The organism is Streptomyces sp. NBC_01549 (assembly GCF_026339955.1).
In the GTDB taxonomy this organism is placed as follows: Bacteria; Actinomycetota; Actinomycetes; order Streptomycetales; family Streptomycetaceae; genus Streptomyces.
In genome coordinates, this window is record NZ_JAPEPW010000001.1 from 2,952,649 (window position 1) to 2,972,538 (window position 19,890).

Annotated in this window: 20 protein-coding genes; 4 read left to right on the forward strand and 16 right to left on the reverse strand. The window is 71.1% G+C overall.

Annotated features, from left to right (window positions below; translation table 11 throughout):
• Positions 1-61: 61 nt before the first annotated feature.
• The 3 genes from OG819_RS12945 to OG819_RS12955 all read right to left on the reverse strand — a co-directional run bounded on the left by OG819_RS12945 (position 62) and on the right by OG819_RS12955 (position 3,689).
• Positions 62-1,537 (reverse strand): FAD-dependent monooxygenase, encoded by a 1,476-nt coding sequence (locus tag OG819_RS12945; RefSeq protein ID WP_266649489.1) that lies wholly within the window; start codon positions 1,535-1,537, stop codon positions 62-64.
• A gap of 214 nt (positions 1,538-1,751) precedes the next feature.
• Positions 1,752-2,147: a pyridoxamine 5'-phosphate oxidase family protein gene (locus OG819_RS12950; RefSeq protein WP_054237224.1), complete on the reverse strand. Its 396-nt coding sequence runs from the start codon at positions 2,145-2,147 to the stop codon at positions 1,752-1,754.
• A gap of 48 nt (positions 2,148-2,195) precedes the next feature.
• A complete protein-coding gene (locus tag OG819_RS12955; RefSeq protein ID WP_266649490.1) occupies positions 2,196-3,689 on the reverse strand; it encodes an MFS transporter in 1,494 nt (497 codons plus the stop codon).
• Between the two features lie 206 nt (positions 3,690-3,895).
• On the opposite strand from OG819_RS12955, the gene OG819_RS12960 reads away from it, so the two are divergent.
• Complete coding sequence (locus OG819_RS12960; protein WP_266434032.1) at positions 3,896-4,303, forward strand: helix-turn-helix domain-containing protein; 408 nt, start codon at positions 3,896-3,898, stop codon at positions 4,301-4,303.
• Positions 4,304-4,317: 14 nt separating this feature from the next.
• Here OG819_RS12960 and OG819_RS12965 read toward each other — a convergent pair whose 3' ends face one another.
• The 3 genes from OG819_RS12965 to OG819_RS12975 all read right to left on the reverse strand — a co-directional run bounded on the left by OG819_RS12965 (position 4,318) and on the right by OG819_RS12975 (position 6,708).
• Positions 4,318-4,842 carry a flavin reductase family protein gene (locus OG819_RS12965; RefSeq protein ID WP_266432518.1) on the reverse strand — a complete coding sequence of 175 codons (525 nt, stop codon included), beginning with the start codon at positions 4,840-4,842 and terminating at the stop codon, positions 4,318-4,320.
• A 112-nt stretch (positions 4,843-4,954) separates the two neighbouring features.
• Positions 4,955-6,265: a cation:proton antiporter gene (locus OG819_RS12970; protein ID WP_266626513.1), complete on the reverse strand. Its 1,311-nt coding sequence runs from the start codon at positions 6,263-6,265 to the stop codon at positions 4,955-4,957.
• Positions 6,262-6,708 carry a nuclear transport factor 2 family protein gene (locus tag OG819_RS12975; protein WP_266649491.1) on the reverse strand — a complete coding sequence of 149 codons (447 nt, stop codon included), beginning with the start codon at positions 6,706-6,708 and terminating at the stop codon, positions 6,262-6,264. The genes OG819_RS12970 and OG819_RS12975 overlap by 4 nt, the downstream gene beginning before the upstream one ends.
• 236 nt (positions 6,709-6,944) lie before the next feature.
• On the opposite strand from OG819_RS12975, the gene OG819_RS12980 reads away from it, so the two are divergent.
• The 3 genes from OG819_RS12980 to OG819_RS12990 all read left to right on the forward strand — a co-directional run bounded on the left by OG819_RS12980 (position 6,945) and on the right by OG819_RS12990 (position 9,680).
• The gene (locus OG819_RS12980; RefSeq protein ID WP_266626509.1) at positions 6,945-7,640 is read left to right on the forward strand and encodes an antibiotic biosynthesis monooxygenase; all 696 of its coding nucleotides are present in this window, start codon (positions 6,945-6,947) and stop codon (positions 7,638-7,640) included.
• 283 nt (positions 7,641-7,923) lie between these two features.
• Positions 7,924-8,877 carry an aromatase/cyclase gene (locus OG819_RS12985; protein ID WP_266649492.1) on the forward strand — a complete coding sequence of 318 codons (954 nt, stop codon included), beginning with the start codon at positions 7,924-7,926 and terminating at the stop codon, positions 8,875-8,877.
• A complete protein-coding gene (locus tag OG819_RS12990; RefSeq protein WP_266649493.1) occupies positions 8,874-9,680 on the forward strand; it encodes a 4'-phosphopantetheinyl transferase superfamily protein in 807 nt (268 codons plus the stop codon). The genes OG819_RS12985 and OG819_RS12990 overlap by 4 nt, the downstream gene beginning before the upstream one ends.
• Before the next feature lie 154 nt (positions 9,681-9,834).
• On the opposite strand, the gene OG819_RS12995 is transcribed toward OG819_RS12990, so the two are convergent.
• The 10 genes from OG819_RS12995 to OG819_RS13040 form a co-directional block, all read right to left on the reverse strand.
• Positions 9,835-10,101, reverse strand: a complete 267-nt coding sequence (locus tag OG819_RS12995) for an acyl-CoA carboxylase subunit epsilon (RefSeq protein ID WP_266649495.1) — start codon at positions 10,099-10,101, stop codon at positions 9,835-9,837.
• 14 nt (positions 10,102-10,115) lie between these two features.
• On the reverse strand, positions 10,116-11,699 hold the full coding sequence (locus tag OG819_RS13000; protein ID WP_266649496.1) for an acyl-CoA carboxylase subunit beta: 1,584 nt from the start codon (positions 11,697-11,699) through the stop codon (positions 10,116-10,118).
• A 40-nt stretch (positions 11,700-11,739) separates the two neighbouring features.
• A complete protein-coding gene (locus OG819_RS13005) occupies positions 11,740-12,054 on the reverse strand; it encodes an acyl carrier protein (RefSeq protein WP_266583920.1) in 315 nt (104 codons plus the stop codon).
• Complete coding sequence (locus OG819_RS13010) at positions 12,038-13,330, reverse strand: MFS transporter (RefSeq protein ID WP_266649497.1); 1,293 nt, start codon at positions 13,328-13,330, stop codon at positions 12,038-12,040. Before OG819_RS13010 ends, OG819_RS13005 begins: the two co-directional genes overlap by 17 nt.
• Before the next feature lie 103 nt (positions 13,331-13,433).
• Positions 13,434-14,330, reverse strand: a complete 897-nt coding sequence (locus OG819_RS13015) for an alpha/beta hydrolase (protein WP_266434034.1) — start codon at positions 14,328-14,330, stop codon at positions 13,434-13,436.
• A 165-nt stretch (positions 14,331-14,495) separates the two neighbouring features.
• Positions 14,496-15,971 (reverse strand): FAD-dependent monooxygenase, encoded by a 1,476-nt coding sequence (locus OG819_RS13020; RefSeq protein ID WP_266649498.1) that lies wholly within the window; start codon positions 15,969-15,971, stop codon positions 14,496-14,498.
• A gap of 123 nt (positions 15,972-16,094) precedes the next feature.
• Positions 16,095-17,627 (reverse strand): FAD-dependent monooxygenase, encoded by a 1,533-nt coding sequence (locus OG819_RS13025; RefSeq protein WP_266649499.1) that lies wholly within the window; start codon positions 17,625-17,627, stop codon positions 16,095-16,097.
• A gap of 2 nt (positions 17,628-17,629) precedes the next feature.
• Positions 17,630-18,565: an aromatase/cyclase gene (locus OG819_RS13030; RefSeq protein ID WP_266649500.1), complete on the reverse strand. Its 936-nt coding sequence runs from the start codon at positions 18,563-18,565 to the stop codon at positions 17,630-17,632.
• Positions 18,566-18,615: 50 nt separating this feature from the next.
• Positions 18,616-19,401, reverse strand: coding sequence for a 3-oxoacyl-ACP reductase FabG (gene fabG, locus OG819_RS13035; RefSeq protein ID WP_266649501.1), 786 nt, complete (start codon positions 19,399-19,401; stop codon positions 18,616-18,618).
• Positions 19,402-19,548: 147 nt separating this feature from the next.
• Complete coding sequence (locus OG819_RS13040; RefSeq protein ID WP_054237212.1) at positions 19,549-19,824, reverse strand: acyl carrier protein; 276 nt, start codon at positions 19,822-19,824, stop codon at positions 19,549-19,551.
• Positions 19,825-19,890 lie beyond the last annotated feature (66 nt).

Here is a 19,890-nt window from a genome sequence, read left to right on the forward strand (position 1 = left end):
ACGGACGGGTCGGATGGGTGGCGCGCGTCCTACTGGGGGGATCGGGATCGACGAGAGGGATTCAGGCGGCGGTGCCAGGCTCGCCGAACCACTGGGCGAGCGCGTCGGTCAGGCCGCCCGTGGAACCGTCGGCGCCGACCCAGGCGATGTAGCCGTCGGGGCGTACGAGGAGGTCGGCGGCCGGGGCGGCGGCGTCGGGCCGGGTGGCGGTGACGACGTCGACACGGTCGGACCAGGCGGCCGCGGCCTCGCGCAGCGCCGCGTTGTCGTGCAGGTCGAGGAGGACCGGGCGGCCCTGGTGCAGCAGCTCGTACGTGCTCGTCTTCTCGTCGCCGACCAGCAGTTCCTGGTCGGGCAGCCGGCGGCCGAGCAGCGGGTGACCGCCGTCGACAGCGCCGTAGGTGATGTCCAGGCCGGTGACCAGGCCGACGAGGTGACGTCGTACGTCCTCGATCTGGACCAGCTCGGCGAACAGGTCGCGCAGCGGCTGGGCCTCGGGGCCGCCGAGGTAGAGGGTGCGCTGAACCAGGGTGTTGTGGACGATGCGGGCGCCGACCGGGTGGCGCTCGGAGTGGTAGGTATCGAGCAGGCCCTCGGGGGCGTGCCCCTTGACCGCGGCGGCGAGCTTCCAGCCGAGGTTGACCACGTCGCCGACGCCCGCGCTGATGCCCTGGGCGCCGATCGGCAGGTGGATGTGGGCGGCGTCGCCCGCGAGGAACACCCGGCCCTTGCGGTACTCGGCGGCGTGCCGGCTGGCGTCGGTGAAGTAGCTGGTCCACAGCTGCTTGGCACCGCTGATGTCCTCGCCGGTCACCCGCTGGAAGGCGGCGGCCACCTCCTCGAAGGTGGGCGGCTCCTGGGTGGGGCGGACACCGGCGCCGCGCTCGAAGACCACCACGCGGGTGGCGCCCGGTCCCAGCGGCAGGACCACGACCATGCCGGCCTCGCCGACCTCACCGGTGGGGCGCAGCCGCAGCTGGACTCCGGCGACGTCCGCCATCTTCATCTCGATGGTGGCGCTGACGCCGGGGAAGTCGATCCCGGCCAGGTGGCGGACGGTGGAGCGGGCGCCGTCACAGCCGACGACGTACGCGGCGCGCAGCGTCTCGACGCCCGTGGGGCCCGCGACCTCGACCTGGACCCCGTTCTCGTCCTGCGTCAGACCGATGACCTCGTGGCCCCGGCGGACGTCGGCGCCCAGACCCACGGCCCACTTGTTGATGATGGCCTCGGTGCGCGACTGCGGAACACCGCGGACACCGAAATTACCGCCCTCGACAATGCGGTAGTCGATGGGGAGTCCACCGAAATGGCCGCCGGGTATGGTCTCCAGCGGACCGAAATCCTCGAGAAGTCCGCGCTGGCCGAATTCCTCGATCGTACGGGCGGAGAATCCCAGCGCACGGGACTGCTGCATCGGCTGTTCCAGCCGGTCGAGCACGATGACCGAGAGACCCGACAGGCGCAGTTCTCCCGCGAGCATGAGGCCCGAGGGTCCCGCTCCGGCAACGATCACATCGGCATTGAAGGCGTCCATATTCCCTCTCCCGCTGGCGTTTTCTCCAGTATTCCGAGGGCTCCCGGGAAGCTGAATGGCCGCCGATACAGGACTCTGACAAGTTCGTCAGAGGCCTTGCAGCTACTGGGTGGTACGGGGTGCCAACTACAGGCGGAGCATGCGAGAGGGTGCCGGAAGACTCTTCCGGCACCCTCTCGCCCCGTATGCGCTCCGGGAGTTCGGTACAGGCCGTTCAGTACAGGCCCATCACGCGGTCGACCGCGATCTCGATGACCGCGAGGCCCGGGGGCTGCGGCGGCTGGGACCAGTACCGCTTGGCGTAGCGGCGCATCCCCTCCACCACCCGGGGCGGGTCGGTGGAGACGGTGGCCGGGCCCTCCAGGGTGATCCAGCGGGGTCCGACCAGCTGGCACACGGCGGCCCGGCCACCGGCCCTGGCTAACAGGTTGCGCGACTTGCGGCGGTGCACCGTGGTCATCACCCGGGCCAGGCCCGCCTCACCGTCCCAGGTGAACCGTACGGGCGCGACGTGCGGCGTGCCGTCCGGGCGAAGGGTGGTGAGGGTGCACAGGGCGTTCTCGGCGAGGAACTCCTCCGCCGCGGCGGACAGGGGCAGGGGCTTGGACATGGCCGGGTCCGTTCTTCCGTCGTCCGACTTCGGTCTTCTGGTCTGCCGTCAGGCGTGCGCGGGGACGGCCGCGGACTGCTCGGAGGACCTGGTGAACGGGAGCAGCACCAGGGTCACCACGAAGGCGGCCGCGGCGAAGCAGGCACCCACGAGGAAGGCGTCGTGGAAGACGGTCGTACGGGCCTCCTGGACCAGGGCGGGAACACCGTGGGCCTTGGCCGTCAGCTCGTCGACCCGGCGGAAGGCGTAGGTCGCCGCGACCGCGAGGCCGAGCGCGCCGCCGACTTCCTGGGCGGTGTTGATGAGACCGGCGGCCAGACCCGACTCGCGCTCCTCGATCCCCGCGAACGCGGAGACCTGCAGCGGGACGAAGGACATTCCGAGGCCGAGGCCCATCAGGACGAAGGCGGGCAGCACGTCCGTCAGGTAGGAGGCGTCGGACGGGGCACGCCACAGCAGCATCATGCCGGTCGCGGCGAGCGCGAGGCCGACCAGCAGGACGGGCTTGGCGGCGACCTTGGTGACGACCTGGGAGGCGACGCCGGCGCCGACGGCGGTGAGCACCGCGAGCGGCACGTACGCGAAGCCGGTCTTGACGGCGGAGTAGTCCAGGACCTGCTGCATGAAGAGGCTGGCGAAGAAGAACAGGGTGACGCAGGTGCCGAGCAGCAGGATGGCGATGCCGTTGGCGGCGCGCAGCGAGGGGCGGCGGAAGATGCCGAGCGGCATCAGCGGCTCCTTGGCGCGGCGCTCGATGACGATGAAGGAGGCGAGCAGGATCGCGGAGAGGACGAACCCGCCGACGACCCGTCCGGTCGGGACATTGGAGTCGGAGACGGTCTGACCGAGGGTGAAGATCAGCAGGACCAGGCCGGCGGTGAGGGTGACCGCACCGGCGACGTCGAAGGACTTGCTGCGCTGGGCGGAGCGGCTCTCGCCGACGACCATCGGGGCGACCAGGGCGCCGATGACGCCGATCGGGACGTTGATGAAGAAGATCCAGCGCCAGCCGGGCCCATCGGTGAGCAGACCGCCGAGGGTGACACCGGCGACGGCGGCGAGACCGCTGAGGGCGCCCCAGGCACCGAGCGCCTTGTTGCGGGCCGGGCCCTCCTCGAAGTTGTTGGTCAGCAGGCTCAGCGCGGCGGTGGCGATGAACGCGGCCCCCAGACCCTGGGCGCCGCGGGCGCCGATCAGCATCGCGGCGTTCTGCGAGACCCCGGCGAGCAGCGAGGAACCGGCGAACAGGAGCAGACCGGTCTGCAGCATCCGGCGGCGGCCGAGGGTGTCGGCGAGCCGGCCGGTCAGCAGCAGGAAGCCGCCGAGGAGCATGCCGTAGGTGGTGACGACGTACTGGAGAGCGGTGGTGGAGATGTTGAGCTCGTCCTCGATGGTCGGCAGGGCGACGTTCACGATCGACACGTCGAGGAAGGTCATGAAGCCGGCCAGGCAGAGGAAGGCCAGGATGAGGCCGGGGCGGCGAGCCGGCCCGGACTCGCCCGCCGCCTTGGCGGGGCTGTGGGTGGACTCTTGGATGGACATGTCACTCCCTAGGAGCATGAGGATTCTCGGACGGGGACGTGCAGGGAGGTACTGGCTTTGCTGGCTTCTCGGAAGCTAGCATCCTGAGTAAAGTAGGTACCTAGAGGAAAGTGACTTCCCGGAAGGTGATGGTCGGAATGAAGAACACAGCCACGCAGGGCCGTACGGCCGCGAGCGGCGCCGCCGACGCGCCCGGCACGCCGGTCATGACCAGCCCCGAAGCCGCGCACGCGGCCGCCGCCGGCACCCCCCAGAGGTGCCCGATCGCCCCGGTCCTCGACATCGTGTTCAGCCGCTGGACCACGCCGATCCTGTGGACGCTGAACGCCTTCGGCACCCAGCGCTTCGTGGAACTGCACCGCAACATCGGCACCATCACGCCGAAGGTGCTGACGCAGCGGCTGCGTCAGCTGGAGCGGGACGGGCTGGTGATCCGCACGTACTACCCGGAGGTGCCGCCCCGCGTGGAGTACGAGATCAGCGACCTGGGACGGACCCTGGCCCCGCTGTTCGCCTCGCTCTTCGACTGGTCGACCGGCCACCTGCCGCTGGTGGAGCAGGCGCGGCAGGCCTTCGACGAGGCGGAGGAGCAGGCCGCGGCCCGCCACCACTGAGCCGGGCAGGCCCTTCAGCTCCATGCCGGCGTCCTCATGGAGCCCTGGAAGAAGATCAGCGGGTCCTCCTGTTCGGCTTCGGAGGGCGCGCGCAGACCGACGACCTCGCCGAGCAGGATGGTGTGGTCGCCGCCGTCGTACTCGGTGACCAGCCGGCACTCCAGATGCGCGAGCGCCTCGCTGAGCACCGGCAGGTCCAGGACGGACCTGTGGTGCGGCACCTCCTCGATCCGGGCGGTCCGCCGGCCGGCGAACGCCCAGGCCACGGGCTCCTGCCGCTGTGTCAGGAAGTTCACGACGAAACCGCCGGACTCCTGGACCACGGGCAGCAGCCGGGAGTCGTCGTGCAGGCAGATGAGCACCAGCGCCGGCTCAAGGGAGACCGAGGTGAAGGAGTTCACCGTGGCGCCCGTGGCGTTGTCGCCGCTGCCCGAGGTGATGACCGTGACACCGGTGGCGAAGTGCCCGCACACGGTGCGCAGCGCGCGGCCGTCGACCGGACCGAGCTGCTCGGGGATGGCTTGCGAAACGGGGATCACGACAGCCCTCTCGTTCTCGGATACGGGGTTACGGAGTTACGCGGTTACGGAGTTCGGGGTTACCGGAGTTGCGGGGGTGCCTGAGTTACGGGGGTACCGGGGACGTTCCTGATCAGGCGGCGCGCGTAGCCGGGGCCTCGGACGGCTCGGACGGCTCGGGCAGGACGGCCGGCGCCGGACGGCGCTTGGACAGCAACGGACCCGCCATCGCCGTCGTGACGAGGGCCATGATCACGAGCATGGTGAACATGCGGGTGTCGAGCACGCCCAGGCTGACGGCCGCGTTGAGGATGATGAGTTCGGTCAGACCCCGGGTGTTCATCAGCAGCCCCAGGTCCTTCGACTCCCGCCAGGAGAACCCGGCCAGCCGCGCCGGAAGGATGGCGCCGACCAGCTTGCCGGTGCAGGCCACGACGATGATCGCGGCGAGCGCGACGAAGTCACCACTGGTGAGCGAACCGAGGTCCACGCCGAGCCCGGTGACGATGAAGAAGACCGGGAGCAGCACGACGCTGACGTGGTCCATGGGCTTGCGCAGATGCTCCGCGAGGACCATGGCGGGCTCACGGGGCATCACGAACCCGAACAGGAAGGCCCCGAAGATGGCGTGAATGCCGATCCAGGTGGTCAGCCAGGCCGAGGTCAGGGCGCCCGCGCACAGCACCGCGAGCAGCGCCGACCAGCGCTCGGTGGCCGCCCAGCGCCACACCAGCCGGGCCACCAGCGGCCGTACGACCAGCAGCATCCCGGCCACGTAGAGCGCGCTGTAGAGGCCGATGCGGCCGAGGTCGGAGTAGTTCCCGTTCGCCGTGACCAGGGCCGAGACATAGGCCAGCAGGCACCAGGCGAGCAGGTCATCGATGGCGGCGCTGGCCAGCGAGAGCGAACCGGCCCGGGTGTCCAGGAGCTTGTTCTCGGTGAGGATCCGCGCCAGTACGGGGAAGGCGGTCACCGACATCGCGGTGCCGATGAAGGTGGCGAACGCGACGAAGGAGATGTGGTGTCCGGCCACCGTGGAGTGCTCGTCGTACAGGAACGGGGCCAGCGCCACACCCAGGCCGAAGGCCATCGCGATCGACGAGAGCGAGACGCCCGCGGCGAGCCGGGCGTGCGGCCTGATCAGGCGCTTCTCGAACTCCCAGCCGACCACGAACATGAACAGGATCAGACCGACCTGGGAGACCGCGGACAGCAACGGCCGCACGTCGGCGGGGAAGAGGCGCTCGGTGAGGTTCCCCGGCAACAGGCCGAGGACGCTGGGGCCGAGCAGGATGCCCGCGACGATCTCGCCGACCACCATCGGCTGACGCAGCTTCTGCGCGAGCCTGCCGAGTGCGGCGCCGGCCACGAGCACCACGCCGATGTCGGCCAGCATGATCCCGAGCTTCATGTCCTGGGGGCTGGCCGCCGCCAGAGTCGTCATTGGGGCTCCCGGGGTCGGGGCGGGGTGCCGCGGGTCCACAGCACGCGGAAGGTCAGGGAGGAGAGCCGCCAGCCCTCGGCGGCGCGGCGGGCTTCGCCGGTCGCGAGGGTGCCGACCTGGAACAGGGGCTCGTCCGCCGCACCGGGGTGGTGCACATGCGTCGAGACGAGGTTGGCGCGCAGCACGGCCCACTCACCGGCGTCGTCGAGGTCGACGACCGCGGGCGAACCGAGGTGCTGGGTGGCGGCGAAGGCCGCCAGCGCGTCACGGTGGTAGCCGGCGAGTCCGTCGAGGCCTTCGTGCCGGCTCATGGGGAACTCGACCAGGGCGTCCTTCGTGAAGAGCCCCCGCGCCCACGCGTCGTCGAGTTCGTCGTCGTCGAGACCGATGAGGTACCGGTCAAGGAGAGTGGATATCTTTAATACGTCCGGGCCTGGCTGCATTACCCGAGCATGGCGCCCACGCCAATCGGCAACCAAGGCCGCTTTTCACAGCCCTGACGAAGTTGAGAAAGATCTGACACGGCCCTCAAACAATTGACAAATGAGCCGTTAATCCTGAACTGCCGAGCCTTTCACATGGGCAGATCTCCTTGCCATGCTGCATTCGTAGCTCCACTCGCACCTCCATTCGCACCTTCATTCGTACTCCCATTTCCTCGAACGGAAGAGACGAGAGAATGCCGAAGATCGCAGCCGATGGTCAGCACCTGACCGTTCTCAACCTGTTCTCGACCGACGCCGCCGAGAAGCAGGTCAAGCTGCTCGCCGCGATGCGCCAGATCGTCGACACGGCGGCCTACGAGGGCTGGATATCCAGCACGGTCCACGCCGGGCAGGACAAGCCGGGAACGGCCAACTTCATCCAGTGGCGCAGCACCGAGGACCTGGAGAGCCGTTACGCCGGTGAGGAGTTCAAGCACCGCACCCTCCCGCTCTTCGGTGAGATCACCACCTCGATCCGTCTGCTCCAGAACGAGATCGTCTTCACGCAGCAGAAGCCGGAGCTGGGCGGCGTCACCGAGATCTCCCCGTCCCGCGACGACTACACGGCCATCGAGCTGTTCGGCGTACTGCCGGAGAACCAGGAGGACCTGATCGACGCCCTGGGCGAGTCCCAGACGTGGCTGGTCGACGTCCCGGGCTACCGCACCCACACGGTGCTGCGCGGCCTGCGTGCCCGCGGCATCGAGGGCAAGTTCGTCGTCGTCTACTCCCAGTGGGACAGCAAGGAGGCGTACGACGCCTTCCGCTCCGTGCCCCAGGGCGAGCGCTCCCCGGAGCGCCAGAAGGTCGACGCCCGCGTCGCCGCGCTCCAGACCTGGCAGGACGAGAACACCTACCAGGTCGTCCACACCCGCTCCGCGGGCGAGTGAGCCACCCGGTGGCGGGACGACCGGTCGGGCGGCGGCCGTCCCGTCACCGGGTCCGCACGTTGTTTCACGTGAAACACCCGCAGCAGAGGCACGCCCAACCGAAGCACGCATGGCAGAAGCACGTATGACAGATCGCGCACGGACGCGGACGCACGGGCGCGTTCCCATCCCCACTGGCTGGCCGCTGCCGGGAATCCCCCACCCGGCAGCGGCTTTTCTGTCCGTCACGTTCCCGTTCCCGTCCCGCCCCCGCGCGCCACACCAGGACGAGGAGACAGCACGCATGGAACACCCGGGCATGCGCCAAGTCGCGCACGAGATCACCATCGCGGTCCCGGCGGACACCGTCCACCGGCTGATCGCCGAGGTGGGGAACTGGCCGCGGATCTTCCCCTCGGTCATCCACGTCGAGTACGAGGAGGCTCCCGAGGGCGAGGAGCGGCTGACGATCTGGGAGACCGCACCGACCGCGGCGGGCGAACCGCGCTGCCGTCCGCTGCGCCGGATCGTCGAACCCGCCAAGCTGCGGGTCAACTTCCAGCACCTGGTCACCGCGGCCCCCGTGGCCGGCCTCGGCGGCGCCTGGCTCGTCGAACCGCTCGGGGAGAACGCGTCCCGAGTACGGCTGCTGCACGAGTTCCGGGCCGTCGACGACGACCTCGGGGCCCTGGACCGGATCGGCGCCGAGATCGACCAGAGCGCCGTCGCGGAACTCGCGGCGCTGAAAGAGAACGCGGAACGCGAACACGCCGACGCCGAGTTGACGTTCTCGTTCGAGGACACCGTTTATGTCGACGGTTCCGCGAAGGACGTGTACGCCTTCATCAACGAGGCGAACCTGTGGTCGGAGCGCCTGCCGCACGTCGCCACGGTCCGCCTGGAAGAGGACACCGTGGGCCTCCAGACCCTGGAGATGGACACCCGGGCCAAGGACGACTCCGTCCACACCACCAAGTCCTACCGGGTGACCTTCCCCCACCAGCACATCGCCTACAAGCAGGTCACCCTGCCCGCCCTGATGACCCTGCACACCGGCCACTGGACCTTCACCGACACCGACCAGGGCGTCGCGGCCACCTCCCAGCACACCGTCACCCTCAACACCGACAACATCACCCGCGTCCTCGGTGACACCGCCACCGTCGCCGACGCCCGCGCATACGTCCACACCGCCCTGTCCACCAACAGCCGGGCCACCCTCACCCACGCCAAGGCTCACGCGGAGGGCCGCCGTTGACCCCGACGGTGCGCCGGCTCGCCGTAGCGCGAGGGGAGTTGGACGTGTGGCTGCTGCCGACGCCCGACTCGCCGCGCGACGTCCCGTACGACGAGCTCGACGCGTACGAGAGAGGTCGGGCCGACTCCTACCGTCGCCCCGACGACCGCCAGATGTATGCCGCGGCGCACGTGGGACTGCGCCGGGTCCTCGCCGGTTACACCGGCATCGAACCGAGCCGGCTCAACCTCGCCGGCGAGCGGTACAACGGCAACGGTGAACGCCACGGCCGGCCCGTGGTGCTCGGCGTGCCCGGCGGCGCCCCCCAGTTCTCGCTCTCGCACAGCCACGGCCTGGCGATCGTGGTGGTGGCGGAGTCCCGGGTGGGCGCCGACGTCCAGCGGCTGCCGTCGCCCCAGACCGCCGAGGCGTGTCTGCCGGCGCTGCATCCGGCCGAGCAGGAGGAGCTCGGGAAGATTCCCGAGCACGAACGGACCATGGCCTTCGGCCGCCTGTGGACACGGAAGGAGGCGTATCTGAAGGGGCTGGGCACCGGGCTGACCCGGGGGGCCGACCTCGACTACCTCGGTGAGGCGGGGCTGGCCGAGCGGCCGACGGGTTGGGTGGTGGGCAACCTGCCTCTGTGCTCCACCCACATCGCGGCGGTGGCGCTGGCCGGGGCGGGCGATCGGCCCGTCGCTCTTCGCGCCGTGCCCACCACCTATCTGTACGCCCCGGACGCGATCGAGCGTCTTGTGGAGATGGAACCGGGGCTGCGTTCCATGCTCCGGGATCCCGCGCAGCACGGGGATCTGGAGCGCTGAGGAGATGGGGGGAGTGCGGGTCGGCCTCAGACCGCGGGTTGTCCTGGGCCGGCCGCGCAGTTCCCCGCGCCCCTGACGGGCACGGCCAAGGGGCCGGAGAGTTCCTGTGAACTCTCCGGCCCCTTCGGCCTGTTTCTCCCCCGGAGGGCCCGGCTCAGGCCGCCGCTCGCCAGGTGCGGGGGCCGTCGAAGCCCGTGACGCGTTCGGGGCGGCGCCACAGGGCGACGACCTGGTGCTTGCGGGCCGTGTCGTCGGGCGCGACGCCGGGACCCGCGGTGACGGCCATCAGGACCGCGGTCAGGGCGGCCAGCTCCTCCGGAGAGGGACAGCCGCGCTCGATCCGGAAAAGCGGACCGGCCACGGGTTCGGGGGCGGGATCGGGATCGGCGACGGGGACGGGGACGGAGCGCTGGACGCTCATGGTTTCCTCCCTGCTCACTGGGGCGGGTTGCCGTGCTTGCGGCGCGGCAGCTCGGCGTGCTTGGCGGCGAGCATGGCGAGCGAACGGGCCAGGACCGCCCGGGTCTCGCGCGGGTCGATGACGTCGTCGACCAGCCCGCGTTCGGCGGCGTAGTAAGGGTGGACCAGCTCCTCCTTGTACTGGTCGATCTTCTCCTGACGCATCGCGTCGGGGTCGTCCGCGGCCGCGATCTCCCGCCGGAAGACCACGTTGGCGGCCCCCTCGGCGCCCATGACCGCGATCTCGTTGGTCGGCCAGGCCAGCGCGATGTCGGCGCCGATGGAGCGGGAGTCCATCACGATGTACGCGCCGCCGTACGCCTTGCGCAGCACCACCGAGACCCGCGGCACGGTCGCGTTGCAGTACGCGTACAACAGCTTGGCTCCGCGCCGGATGATGCCGTCGTGCTCCTGGTCCACGCCCGGCAGGAAGCCGGGCACGTCGACCAGCGTGACCAGTGGGATGTTGAAGGAGTCGCAGAACTGCACGAACCGCGCGGCCTTCTCGCTCGCCTTGATGTCCAGGACACCCGCCATGGCGGCCGGCTGGTTGGCGACGATGCCGACGGTGTGGCCGTCGATCCGGGCCAGGGCACAGACGATGTTCGACGCCCAGCCCGCGTGCACCTCCACGTAGTCGCCGTCGTCGACGAGTTCCTCGACGACGCCCCGCATGTCGTACGAGCGGTTGCCGTCGTGCGGCACCAGGTCGAGCAGCACGTCCCCGGACCGGTCGCCCGGGTCGCCGCTGACGTGGCGCGGCGGCAGCTCGCGGTTGTTGGACGGCAGCAGCGACAGCAGATAGCGCACCTCGGCGAGGCAGCTCTCTTCGTCGTCGTGGACGAAGTGCGCCACTCCGGAGACAGCGCCGTGGACGTCGGCGCCGCCGAGCCCGTTCTGGCTGATCTCCTCGCCGGTGACCGCGCGGACCACGTCGGGCCCGGTGATGAACATCTGCGAGATGTCCCGGACGGCGAAGATGAAGTCGGTCAGGGCGGGCGAGTACGCCGCGCCGCCCGCGCACGGGCCGAGCATCACGCTGATCTGCGGGATGACACCGGAGGCCCGGGTGTTGCGCTGGAAGATGCCGCCGTACCCGGCGAGCGCGGAGACACCCTCCTGGATGCGGGCGCCCGCACCGTCGTTGAGCGACACCAGCGGCGCCCCGGCGGCGATGGCCATGTCCATGATTTTGTGGATCTTGCAGGCGTGGGCCTCGCCCAGGGCGCCGCCGAAGACCCGGAAGTCATGGGCGTAGACGAAGACCGTACGGCCCTCGACCGTGCCCCAGCCGGTGATCACACCGTCGCCGTAGGGCTTCTTCGCCTCCAGCCCGAAGCCGGTCGCCCGGTGCCGGCGCAGCGGTTCGACCTCCTGGAAACTGCCCTTGTCCAGCAGCAGTTCGATGCGCTCGTGAGCGGTCAGCTTGCCCTTGGCGTGCTGCCGTTCGGTCGCCTTCGGGTCCTGCCCGGCACGGGCGATGTCCTTGCGTTCGGCCAGCTCCATCAGCCGGCCGCCCAGTTCGATGGGTATCGCGGGCTCCATGTACGGATCTCCCATTCAAGTGGATCAAAGTGGATCAAGAGGAAAGACGGTTCGGTCAGCGGGCGAGCAACGCGGTCAGTTCGCCGACGGTGCTCTCCCGCAGCACCTCGGCGGGCACCTCGGCGTCGAGGGCGCGCCGGATCCGGCGCCCCAGGTGCAGGGCGTCGAGCGTGTCCAGGCCCTGGCCGCGCAGCGGCAGACCGGGCGAGAGCCGGTGCCCCGGCGGGACCGCGAGCAGGTGCTGCAGTTCGAGGCGCAGGCAGTGGCCGATGGTGCGGGCCCGTGCGTCGGGGGTCATGGCGCGCAGCTGGACCGGGTCCGGGAGCCGGTCGAGCCAACTGCACGGTGTGTTGTCACTCAGGGGACTCATGGGGCTGCCTTTCAGGGAAAGGGCCGGGCCCGAGAAGTGCCGGTTCCGGCCGGTGGCTGGGGAGGAATCGACGTGTCCGCCCCGCGAGCAGCACCGCGAGCGCCGCCGCCGACGAGGCGAGCCCTCCCACGTACAGGCCGGAGCGCGCACCGTGACGGACGGTGAGCCAGCCCACGAGGAGGGCACCGAGTGGGGTGAGTCCTTGCAGGATGAGCGTGTAGAGCGCCATCACCCGGCCGCGGTAGGCGTCGTCGCTGCCCAACTGGATGCGGTGGTTGGCGGCCTGGGCGAAGTAGAGGGTGGCGAAGCCGGTCAGGAACAGCAGCACGGCCGCCCACGCGTAGGTGGGCGACCAGCCGGCCGCCGTCTCGAGGATCCCGAAGGCGAGCGCTGAGGCGGTGACGGTCAGGGCGGCCGGGCGGGCGCTGCGCACGGTGGTGGCGAACGCGGCGAGCAGCGAACCGGCGGCGAACGCCGTGGTCAGCAGCCCGAACGCGGTCGCGCCCGAGTGGAAGACGGTCTTGGCCAGCAGCGGCAGGGTGAGCTGGAAGTTGAAGCCGAACAGGCCGACCACGGCGACCAGCGCCAGCGGCACGAACAGATCGGGGCGGCCGCGCACGTACCGCAGTCCGTCGACCACCTTGACCCCGCGCTCCGGCGTGGCCGTGCGCAGGAGTTCCCCGGGGCGCATCAGGCGCAGTCCGGTCACGGTGGCGAGATAGCTGGCCGCGTTGAGCAGCATGGCCGTCCCCGCGCCGACCGCGCTGATCAGCAGTCCGGCGAGGGCGGGACCCACCACGCGGGCGGTGTTGAAGTAGGCGGCGCTGAGCGCCGAGGCGTTGGGCAGCAGCTCGGGGCCGACCATCTCGCCGACGAACGCCATCCGGGTGGGCACCTCGACCGCGTTGACGGTTCCCAGGCCCAGCGCGAACAGATACAGCTGCCACAGCTGGGCGGAGCCCGCCAGGACGAGCACGGCGAGCGCCAGCGCGAGGGCGCCGGAGACCAGGTTGGCGAGGGTGAGCAGCAGCCGCTTGTCGTGGCGGTCGGCGAGCCGGCCGCCGTACAGCGTGAACAGCAGCAGCGGGGTGAACTGGAGCGCGGTCACGGTGCCCAGAGCCGTGCCGGAATCCCCCGTCAGGGAGAGCACCAGCCAGTCCTGGGCGGTGACCATCATCCAGGTGCCCGCGACCGAGACGACCTGGCCGGCCGCGAAGAGCCGGAAGTTGCGCACGGCCAGGGACCGGAAGGGCGTACGCCGGGCGCCGCCGCCCACGACCCGACTGCTCCTCGTGCCCGTCCTGCCGCTCCTGCCCGTCGTTCCCCTCCTCGCCCTCTTCGCCGTGTCCCTGGCGTCGGGCCGTGTGGTCGTCATGGCATCAGGGCGTCCTGGACGCGCCCGCGGACCGGCGCGCGAGGCATTCCTCGAAGAACGCGAACGCGCGCAGGTGGTAGGTGCGGGCGGCCCAGCCGAGGCTGATGTTGTGCCCGGCGCCGGGCTGGCGGTCGACGGCGGCGGACGGCGCCGAGGCGAAGTGAGCGGCGAGGTCGGCGACGGTGTCCTCGTCGTGGTGCCACCACAGTTCCTGCTCGGCGAACGTCAGCCGCACCGGGACCTGCACGGCCGCCGCGGCGACCGGGAACCGCCGCGGCCACTGGAGTGCCTCGGCCTGCTCGCGCGGGGGCATCGGGGCGACCAGGGTCTCCGCCTCACGGAAGGTGTTCGGCGGGTAGAAGCGCAGGGCGCCCCAGTTCCGCTTCCAGTGCCGGTGCTGGTGCGGGTCGGGGCCATGACCCGGGTCGACCGCGTAGTCCCGGCCGAGCCCGGAGATGTCGAGCCCGAGCAGCGGCGGTACGGACGGATCCGGATCACCGGCCTGGCAGGCGGCGTACGTCAGGGCGAGCTTGCCGCCGAAGGAGTGCGCGAGCAGGAACACCCCGGCACCCGTCTCGGCGCGGCCGGCCAGGTGCCGCAGCGCCGCGTGCAGCGCGGCGGACTGCTCGGCCAGGGTCTGACCGCTCGGGGCGTCCGCGGCGGACAGCCCGTAGCCGGGCCGGTCGACGGCGACCATGGTGTAGCCGAGCCGCGCGCCGAGGGCCAGCAGGGAGACGTCGGGGTGGGCCTGTCCGTCGAAGTACCCGGCGCTCATCCCTCCCCCGTGCACCGCGACGACCGTGGCCCGCGGTGGCCCGGACGGCTGGGCGATCAGCGCGGAGAGCGTGACGTCACCGGCCGCCAGGGCGACGGGGCGCACACCCGGGGACATCGGGGGCATGGCCGGACCGGGTACGGACGAGGGGATGGTCTCGACCGTGGGAGCGCTCACTGGGGTACTTCCTCTCGTGGTCGTGCTCTCGTATGCGGGCTCTCGTACGCGTGCTCGCCGTGTTCGGGCTCGCGCGTTCGTGCTCGCGTGCGGATCGGATGCCGGTGGTGGTGCTCAGCGGGCTTCGGGCGCGCCGAACCAGCGGTGCAGCGTCGCGCACAGCTCCGCCGATCCGGTGTCCGCCCAGGCCACATAGCCGTCGGGGCGTACCAGCACCGCGGCGGCGCCGCCGAAGGCGGCCGGGTCCTGCGGGGTGCCGGTGACGACGGTGACGCGGTCCTTCCAGCGGGCGGCCGCCTCGCGCAGTACGGAGTCGTCGGTGAGGTCGAGGAGGACGCCCTGGGCGGCGTGGAGGAGTTCGGGCGTACGGACCTCGCCGACGGCGGTGTTCAGCGCCCGCGGCGGCAACCGGCGCCCGACCAGCGAGTTCCCCAAGTCCCCGAGGTCGTAACGGACGTCGAGGTGGCTGACCACCCCGGCGAGGTGCCGCTTGACCGCGTCGAGGCCGATGAGCTCGGCGAACAGATCGCGCAGCGGCTGGGACTCGGGGCCGCCGAGGAAGACCGTGCCCTGTGCCTTGGTGTTCATCAGCAGCCGCGCGCCGACCGCGTGACGCTCGTCGTGGTAGGTGTCGAGCAGCCCCTCGGGCGCCCGCCCCTGGACGGTCGCCGCCAGCTTCCAGCCGAGGTTCACCGCGTCCTGGACACCGGTGCTCAGGCCCTGCCCGCCGGCCGGCAGGTGGATGTGCGCCGCGTCGCCGACGAGGAGCACCCGCCCGCGCCGGTACTCGGTGACCTGGCGGGTGGCGTCCGTGAAGGAGCTGACCCAGTCCGCGCCGCCGCCGGAGATGTCCTCACCCGTCAACCGCTCCCAGGCCGCGGCCACTTCGGCGAACTCCGGGGTCTCACTGCGGTCGGCAGGCGGGGTGCCGTGCTCGCACACGATGATCCGGTCCACGCCCTCCTTCAGCGGCGCCGCCATCACCATGCCGCCGGGCAGCCGCTCGCCCAGGAAGCGCGGCGGGATCTCGCAGCCGACGACATCCGCGAGGTACATGCCGCGGGTGGCTGGCGTACCGGGGAAGTCGAAGCCCGCGGCCCTGCGCACCGGGCTGTGCCCGCCGTCGGCGCCCACCAGGTACGCGGCGCGCAGCGTGCGTTCACCGTCGGGCGCGGCCACGGTGACGGTGACCCCGGTCCCGTCCTGCACCAGCGCCAGGAACTCCCAGCCCCGCCGGATGTCGGCGCCGAGCTCACCCGCCCACTCCTCCAGAACCGCCTCCGTCTGGGACTGGGGGACGCCACGGGCCCCGAAGTGGGCGTCCTCCAGCACGGTGTAGTCGAACTGCACCCCGCCGAAGTGGCCCATCGGGCTCTTCTCCAGCCCGCCGAAGCGCGGGACAAGACCACGCTGGTCGAAGGACTCCATGGCGCGGGCGGTGAACCCGAGCCCGCGCGACTGTCCGGTGGGCCGGGCCAGCCGCTCGGCGACGATGACGCTCACCCCGCCCAGCCGCAGTTCCCCGGCCAGCATCAGCCCGGCCGGGCCGGCGCCGACGACGATGACGTCCGCGTCCATCTGCGCGTCCATGGGTGTCCTCTCCTCGCGCGCCCGGGCGCGCGTCGCATCGGTGGGTGACGTGCGGTGCCTCAGCTGTGCGTGTGCTTGTCCGTGCGGTGTCCATGCCTGTCGGTGCGGGCCGTGCGGCGGTACTCAGTCGTCGGCGGGCGGGGTGCCGAACCAGCGGGTCAGCGCGTCCACCAGACCGGCCGGGCCGAAGCCGGCCCAGGCCACATAGCCGTCGGGGCGGACCAGCAGGGCCTGTCCGGCCGGCAGCGGGCCGTCGGCCGCGGGACGGTCGGCGACGAAGGCGACCCGGTCCGACCAGGGGGCCGCACTCGCGCGCAGCGCCGGGGCGCCGTCCCCGTCCAGGGACAGCAGCAGCCCGCGACCGGTGCGCAACAGTTCGGTCGTGCGGCGCCGCGCGCCATGCTCCGCGGACTCCAGCCACGCGTCCGGCAACCGCCGCCCGAGCAGCGGGGGTTCGTCGGAGTGGAGCTCGGGGCGGACGCCGACGCCCTCGACGTCGTACCGGATGCCGAGGCCGCTGATCATCCCGGCGAGGTGCTGCCGTACGCCGTCCAGGGCAACGAGTTCGGTGAGCAGCGCGCGGGCGGGTTCGACCTCCGGGCCGCCGAGCAGCAGCTCGACCTGGGCCCGGATGTTGGCGAGGACCTGGCGGCCCACGGTGTGGCGCTCGGAGTGGTAGGTGTCCAGGAGGTCCTCGCCCGCGCTGCCGCGGACGACGGCGGCGAGCTTCCAGCCGAGGTTGAAGGCGTCCTGGACGCCTAGGTTGAGGGCCTGCCCGCCGCTCGGCATCTGCCGGTGCGCCGCGTCCCCGGCGAACAGGACGCGACCGTGCCGGTAGCGCGCGAGCTGCCGGTTGGCGTCGCCGAAGGCGTTGACCCACAGGGGGGTGCCCTGGCTGATGTCCTCGCCGGTGACGCGCTTCCAGACGTCGGTGACCTCCGCGAAGTCCGGTTCGGCGCCCCCGCGTTCGGGGGCGGGCCGCCCGAACTCGTGGACCATCACCCGGGTCACCCCCTCGCGGGTGGCGGCGATGGCGAGCCCGTGCTCCAGGCGCTGGAAACGCCGGTCGGCGACCGCGACACCGCAGACGTCGGCGCGCAGCAGTTCGCGTGCGGCGTCCCGGCCCGGGAAGGGGGCCCGGACCAGGCGCCGTACGGTGCTGTCCTCGCCGTCGCAGCCGACCAGGTAGCGGGCCCGGATGCGGACGGGACCGTAGGGGCCGATGGCCTCGGCCTCCACCCCGTCCTCCGCCGTGAGGGACAGCAGCTGGTGGCGGCGCCGCAGATCGGCGCCCAGCGCGGCGGCCCGCCGCCGCAACAGCTCCTCGGTGCGGGTCTGCGCCACCTTCCACTGCCCAGGGTGCGAGCTGGGCAGCGTCAGGTCCAGCGGTACGCCGCCGAAGTGACCGCGCGGCTCGCACGGCGGCGTACCGAGCTCGTCCAGCAGTCCGCGGGAGTCGAGGATCTCCATCGTGCGGGCGTGCAGGGTGGAGGCCCGGGATTCGGCGGTCGGGCCGGGGCGCTGGTCGACGACGACCACCTCGGCGCCGCCCAGCCTCAGCTCGGTGGCGAGCATCAGCCCGGCGGGGCCCGCTCCGACCACGAGGACGTCGGTGTCCAGGATGGTCGTGTCGGTGTCCTGATGGTCCGTCGTCATCGTCAACGCCTGTTCTCTGCGAAGGCTTTGGCGTGGGTGAGGGTGGCCCGGCTGTTGGTGGACAGGGCGGTGTGGACGTATGCGCGGGCGTCGGCGACGGTGGCGGCGTCACCGAGGACGCGGGCGATGTTGTCCGTGTTGAGGGTGACCGTGTGCTGGGAGGTCGCCGCGACGCCCTGGTCGGTGTCGGTGAAGGTCCAGTGGCCGGTGTGCAGGGTCATCAGGGCGGGCAGGGTGACCTGCTTGTAGGCGATGTGCTGGTGGGGGAAGGTCACCCGGTAGGACTTGGTGGTGTGGACGGAGCCGTCCTTGGCCCTGGTGTCCATCTCCAGGGTCTGGAGCCCCACGGTGTCCTCTTCCAGGCGGACCGTGGCGACGTGCGGCAGGCGCTCCGACCACAGGTTCGCCTCGTTGATGAAGGCGTACACGTCCTTCGCGGAACCGTCGACATAGACGGTGTCCTCGAACGAGAACGTCAACTCCTCCGCCGCGTGCGCGAACTCGACGTTCTTCTTCAGCGCGGCCAGCTCGGAACGGCTGTTCCTGTCGACGGCCTGGTCGATCCAGAGAAGGTCGTGCGGGTCGTCGTCGATGGCGCGGTAGTCGTGCAGCAGCCGTACCCGGGACTCGTTCTCGCCGAGCGGCTCGATGATCCAGGTCCCGCCCATCGCGGCGACCGGCGGGGCGGTCACCTCCTGGCGGAAGGTGATGCGTAGGGCCTCGGGGTCCAGTTCGCGGCGCGAGGTCCAGTTCTTGGCCTCACCGTTGGCGGTGGCCCAGATGCGTATCCGCTCCTGGGAGCCGTCGTGCTCCACGCGGTCCACGTGGATGGTGGGCGGGAAGATCCGGGGCCAGTTGGTGACCTCCGCCAGCAGCCGGTACACGGCCGGTGCGGGCGCGGCGATCGTGATCTCGTGCTCTACCTCACGGGTCGTCATGACGCTTTCTTCTCCATGGCTGGGTACGGGCTGCCGGTCGGTGGGGGTGCTCAGAAGTTGCCGAGGCCGCCGCAGACGTTGATGGCCTGCGCGGTGACCGAGGCGGCCGTGTCGGAGGCGAGGTAGGCGACCATGCCGGCGACCTCCTCGGGGGTGGAGTAGCGGCCGAGCGGAATCTTGGCCTGGAACTTCTCGAGGATGGCGTCCTCGGAGGTGTCGTAGGCGGCCGCGTATCCGGCGCGCACGCGCTGGGCCATCGGCGTCTCGACATAGCCGGGGCAGACGGCGTTCACGGTGATGCCGGTGGGAGCCAGCTCATTGCCGAGGGCCTTGGTGAAACCGACCACGCCGTGCTTCGAGGCGGAGTAGGGGGCGCCCAGGACCACGCCCTGTTTGCCGGCCGTGGAGGCTATGTTGATGATGCGGCCACGGCTCTTGTGGCGCATGCCGCCCGTGTTGAGCACCTCCCGCGTCAGCCGGAACACGCTGTTGAGGTTGGTGTCGATGACATCGGTCCACAGCTCGTCCTCGATGTCGGCGGTGACGCCGCCACCGGACCGGCCGGCGTTGTTGACCAGGACGTCGACGGTGCCGAAGCGGTCGACCGCGGCCTGCACGAAGGCGCCGACCGAGCCGGGGTCGCGGACGTCGAGGACCGTGCCGTCGGCGTCGACGCCCTCCTCCTGGAGGGTCTTGACGGTCTCGGCGACGTTGTCCGCGCCGCGGGCGCCGATGAACACGCGGTGGCCGGCCGCGGCCAGCGCCCGCGCGGACGCGAGGCCGATGCCGCTGGTGGCCCCCGATATGAGAGCGACCCGCTTTTCCAGCGTTGACATGTGCTTCCTCTCCCTCTTGTCCCTCTTGTTCCTGCTTGTTCCTGCTTGTTCCTGCTTGTTCCTGCTTGTTCCTGCGGGGGTGCGGTGGAGCCGGACCGGACGAGGTCAGGTGAAAGGTTTCGCCCGGTCCGGGAACGCCGTCGGGCGTCAGGCGGCGGCGGGCTCGTCGGCGCCGAACTGCTGGTTCACGGCCTCGATGAGGGCGCGCGGGGTGTCGGCGTCGGTCAGCAGGTCCTCGTCGAGGACGATCCCGTACTCGCGCTCGATACGGCTGCCGGTCTCCAGGAGCGCCAGCGACTCGTAGCCGAGGACTTCGAACGGCTCGTCGAGGATGTCGCCGTCGAGGTCGACGCCCTCGTCGACACCGGCGCCCTCCTGGAGGATGCGGCGCAGGTCGTCCAGGGTGAATTCCGAAGTGGACACGTGGGTTCCTTCCCAGGTCGAAATGGATCGTTCAGTCGGGGGCGTTGGGGGTGTTGGGGGCGGGGG

Excerpts from the sequence above, each read along its gene's own strand:
- OG819_RS13030 (WP_266649500.1), bottom strand. The coding sequence starts at position 18,565 with ATGACGACCCGTGAGGTAGAGCACGAGATCACGATCGCCGCGCCCGCA.
- OG819_RS13025 (WP_266649499.1), bottom strand. The coding sequence starts at position 17,627 with ATGACGACGGACCATCAGGACACCGACACGACCATCCTGGACACCGAC.
- fabG (WP_266649501.1), bottom strand. The coding sequence starts at position 19,401 with ATGTCAACGCTGGAAAAGCGGGTCGCTCTCATATCGGGGGCCACCAGC.
- OG819_RS12975 (WP_266649491.1), bottom strand. The coding sequence starts at position 6,708 with ATGCAGCCAGGCCCGGACGTATTAAAGATATCCACTCTCCTTGACCGG.
- OG819_RS12955 (WP_266649490.1), bottom strand. The coding sequence starts at position 3,689 with ATGTCCATCCAAGAGTCCACCCACAGCCCCGCCAAGGCGGCGGGCGAG.
- OG819_RS13015 (WP_266434034.1), bottom strand. The coding sequence starts at position 14,330 with ATGCCCCCGATGTCCCCGGGTGTGCGCCCCGTCGCCCTGGCGGCCGGT.
- OG819_RS12995 (WP_266649495.1), bottom strand. The coding sequence starts at position 10,101 with ATGAGCGTCCAGCGCTCCGTCCCCGTCCCCGTCGCCGATCCCGATCCC.
- OG819_RS13005 (WP_266583920.1), bottom strand. The coding sequence starts at position 12,054 with ATGAGTCCCCTGAGTGACAACACACCGTGCAGTTGGCTCGACCGGCTC.
- OG819_RS12985 (WP_266649492.1), top strand. The coding sequence starts at position 7,924 with ATGGAACACCCGGGCATGCGCCAAGTCGCGCACGAGATCACCATCGCG.
- OG819_RS12980 (WP_266626509.1), top strand. The coding sequence starts at position 6,945 with ATGCCGAAGATCGCAGCCGATGGTCAGCACCTGACCGTTCTCAACCTG.
- OG819_RS13000 (WP_266649496.1), bottom strand. The coding sequence starts at position 11,699 with ATGGGAGATCCGTACATGGAGCCCGCGATACCCATCGAACTGGGCGGC.
- OG819_RS12950 (WP_054237224.1), bottom strand. The coding sequence starts at position 2,147 with ATGTCCAAGCCCCTGCCCCTGTCCGCCGCGGCGGAGGAGTTCCTCGCC.
- OG819_RS13020 (WP_266649498.1), bottom strand. The coding sequence starts at position 15,971 with ATGGACGCGCAGATGGACGCGGACGTCATCGTCGTCGGCGCCGGCCCG.
- OG819_RS12970 (WP_266626513.1), bottom strand. The coding sequence starts at position 6,265 with ATGACGACTCTGGCGGCGGCCAGCCCCCAGGACATGAAGCTCGGGATC.
- OG819_RS12960 (WP_266434032.1), top strand. The coding sequence starts at position 3,896 with ATGACCAGCCCCGAAGCCGCGCACGCGGCCGCCGCCGGCACCCCCCAG.
- OG819_RS12945 (WP_266649489.1), bottom strand. The coding sequence starts at position 1,537 with ATGGACGCCTTCAATGCCGATGTGATCGTTGCCGGAGCGGGACCCTCG.